Annotated in this window: 1 protein-coding gene and 1 pseudogene; both read left to right on the top strand. The window is 74.6% G+C overall.

Going from position 1 to position 3,020, the window contains the following annotated elements; all coding sequences use genetic code 11:
- Window positions 1-567, top strand: a pseudogene (locus tag FNQ90_RS17955) (hypothetical protein); the annotation flags it as partial.
- 473 nt (window positions 568-1,040) lie between these two features.
- Window positions 1,041-3,020, top strand: a 1,980-nt coding sequence (locus tag FNQ90_RS17950) for an ABC transporter ATP-binding protein (RefSeq protein WP_323380035.1), incomplete at its 3' end; no start/stop codon positions are given.

The raw sequence follows: 3,020 nt of genomic DNA, 5'->3' as shown, positions 1-3,020 counted from the left end.
GTCCGGGGGGATGCGGCCCGGGGGGAGGCTGACCCGGCGGTGGTGGAGGCGTTGGCCTCGCGATGCGCCTTCGACCACGCGGGGACGCTCCTCTTCCCCGACCATCCGGACGAGGTGGCGGAGGTGCTGGGCCGGTGCGGCTTCGAGGTGCGCGCCCCGGTGCCGAGCGTGGTGGTGCGGGAGCGACTGGCGCGCCGCCACGGGTTGGCCGAGGAGGACCGTGAGGTGTCGATCGTCACGGCGTGGACCGGTCCGCCGGGGGACGAACGCCGGGGCGTGGAGGTCTTCGTCTTCCCCCGGCCGACGCCGGACGACCTTGTCGCGTCGGTCGAACGACGGGAACGCAACGAGGATCACCTCGCCATCCGCATCACCCGTCCGGGTGAGGGCGGGATGACCGCCGTCCGTGCGCTCCTCACGGAGGGGCTCTCCCTGGTTCCGGACGGTGGCGGCCACAACCCCCACGACCGTCCCGGGTCGGGCGGCCGATCGGTGTGGTACTTCACCGCTCCGGGCGGCGGCCGGCTCGAGGTGACCTGCGCGGGGCGCCCGACCGACGCCGGTTGAGCGCCCCGGCCTCCCCTCCGCACCCCCGGGTCGCGGCAGCGCACGGTGGTGCGGGCGACGAGACCCCGGTGATCGCCCGGAGGGATCCCGGGCGGCGCCCGTGGCCGGCCCGATCCCGTGACGCACCTCATTCGCCACCGGCCCCATCGGCCGCATCCCGATCCCGCCCCCGGGATGAAATGAGGACTGCGGGGCGTTCTCGGCTGCGGAGTGATCCGCTCGGAGCGATCGGCACGGAGCGATCGACGACGACCGGACGACCACGACCGGACGACCACGACGGAGGACCTGGCGTGACGGCAGGCGGGCACGAGGAACGGGAACGCGGTACCGGGCACGCTCCGGACCCGGCCGGGGGGGCGGCCACGGCGCCGCCGGGGGCCGCCATCGGCACCGGCGCGTCCCCCGCCGACCCCGTCGGCGGTCCCGCCCTCGACGAGGGGCCCGACGACCCGACCCCCGCGCCCGGCTGGATACGCCGGCTCTCCGGCTACTGCTGGGTCCACCGGCGCAACGTGCTGATCTCCCTGATCGCCTCCCTCGCCGGCATGGGCGTCATGGCCCTCCTGCCGCTGATCATCAAGGTGATCATCGACGACGTGATCGTCGGCGACGGTCCCGGCCTCGCCGGCTGGATCGGACTGCTGCTCGCCGCCGCCTGCGTCGTCTACGTCCTCACCTTCCTGCGCCGCTATTACGGCGGCCGGCTCGGCCTGGACGTCCAGCACGATCTGCGCACCGCCATGTTCGGCTCGATCATGCGGTTGGACGGGCGCCGGCAGGACGAGTTGAGCACCGGACAGGTCGTCGGCCGCGCCACCAGCGACCTCCAGCTCATCCAGGGGCTGCTGTTCATGCTGCCGATGACCATCGGCAACTTCATGCTGTTCCTGGTCTCGCTGATCGTCATGGTCGCGCTCTCCCCGGCCCTGACCCTGATCGCCCTCGCGGTGGCCCCCGCCCTGTGGTGGATCGCCCGCCGCAGCCGGCTGCGGCTGTTCCCCGCCACCTGGTGGGCCCAGGGGCGGGCCGGTGAGGTCGCCGGCGTCGTGGACGGCGCGGTCGGCGGCGTCCGTGTCGTCAAGGGCTTCGGGCAGGAGGAGCAGGAGGACCACAAGCTGCGCGAGGCCGGTCGCCGGCTGTTCGCCGGACGGATGCGCACCGTCCGGCTCAACGCCCGCTACACCCCCGCCCTGCAGGTGGTGCCCTCCCTCGGCCAGGTCGCGATGCTCGCCGTCGGCGGCTGGCTCGCGGTGCGCGGTGACATCACCCTGGGCACCTTCGTCGCCTTCTCCACCTACCTGGCCATGCTGGTGGGGCCCGTGCGCATGCTCACCGTCATCCTCACCGTGGGTCAGCAGGCCCGCGCCGGTGTGGAGCGCGTCCTGGAGCTGATCGACGCCCGCCCCGAGATCGCCGAGCGCCCCGACGCCCGGCCGCTCCCGGCCGACGCCCCGGCCTCCGTCGAACTGGACGCGGTCACCTTCGGCTACCGCGCCGAGGGCGCCGATCGGCCCGGGCCGCCCGCGCTGCGCGAGCTGACCCTGCGCGTGGAACCGGGGGAGACCCTGGCGGTGGTGGGCACCTCCGGCAGCGGCAAGTCGACCATCGCCCAGCTCCTCCCGCGCTTCTACGATCCCGATACAGGCTCCGTCCGGGTCGGCGGCCACGACCTGCGCGAGCTGACCCTCGCCTCGCTGCGCGACGCCATCGGCCTGGTCCCGGAGAACCCCTTCCTGTTCTCCGACACCCTGCGCGCCAACGTCGCCTACGCCCGCCCCGACGCGACCGACGCCGAACTGCGCGCCGCCGCCCGGGTCGCCCGTGCCGACGGCTTCATCCGCGCCCTCCCCGACGGTTGGGACACCGTCGTCGGGGAGCAGGGCCTGACCCTCTCCGGCGGCCAGCGCCAGCGCATCGCCCTGGCCCGTGCCGTGCTCTCCGATCCCCGGCTGTTGATCCTGGACGACGCCACCTCGGCGGTGGACGCCCGGGTGGAGCACGAGATCCACGAGGCGCTGAACGAGGTGATGGCCGGACGCACCACCATCCTCATCGCCCACCGCCGCTCCACCCTCCTGCTCGCCGACCGCATAGCGGTCCTGGACGCCGGACGGTTGGTGGACGTCGGCACCCGTGAGGAGTTGGAGGAGCGCTGCCCGCTGTACCGGGCGCTGATCGCCGACCCCGAGAGCCTCGCCGGCACCGAACGGGATCCCGCCGGGCTCGCGGAGTCCGAGGCCGGGACCGGGGCCGCCGGGGTGACGTATCGGGAACCCGCCCCGACCGGTGTCACCGCCGAGCTGTGGCGCCGCCCCGACGACCGGACCACCGGCACCCCGGAGGGTGAGCGGCCCGGGCTGTCACCGGGCGCCGCCGTCCCCTCGCCCGGCGCCGGCGGCGGGTTCGCCGCCGCCATGGCCGGTGCCCCCGCCTCCCCCGAGCTGCTGGAG

Source organism: Streptomyces alkaliphilus (genome assembly GCF_014141535.1).
GTDB classification, from domain to species: Bacteria; Actinomycetota; Actinomycetes; order Streptomycetales; family Streptomycetaceae; genus Streptomyces; species Streptomyces alkaliphilus.
The sequence above is the reverse complement of the archived record's forward strand: the minus strand, read 5'-3'. Positions and strand labels throughout refer to the sequence as shown.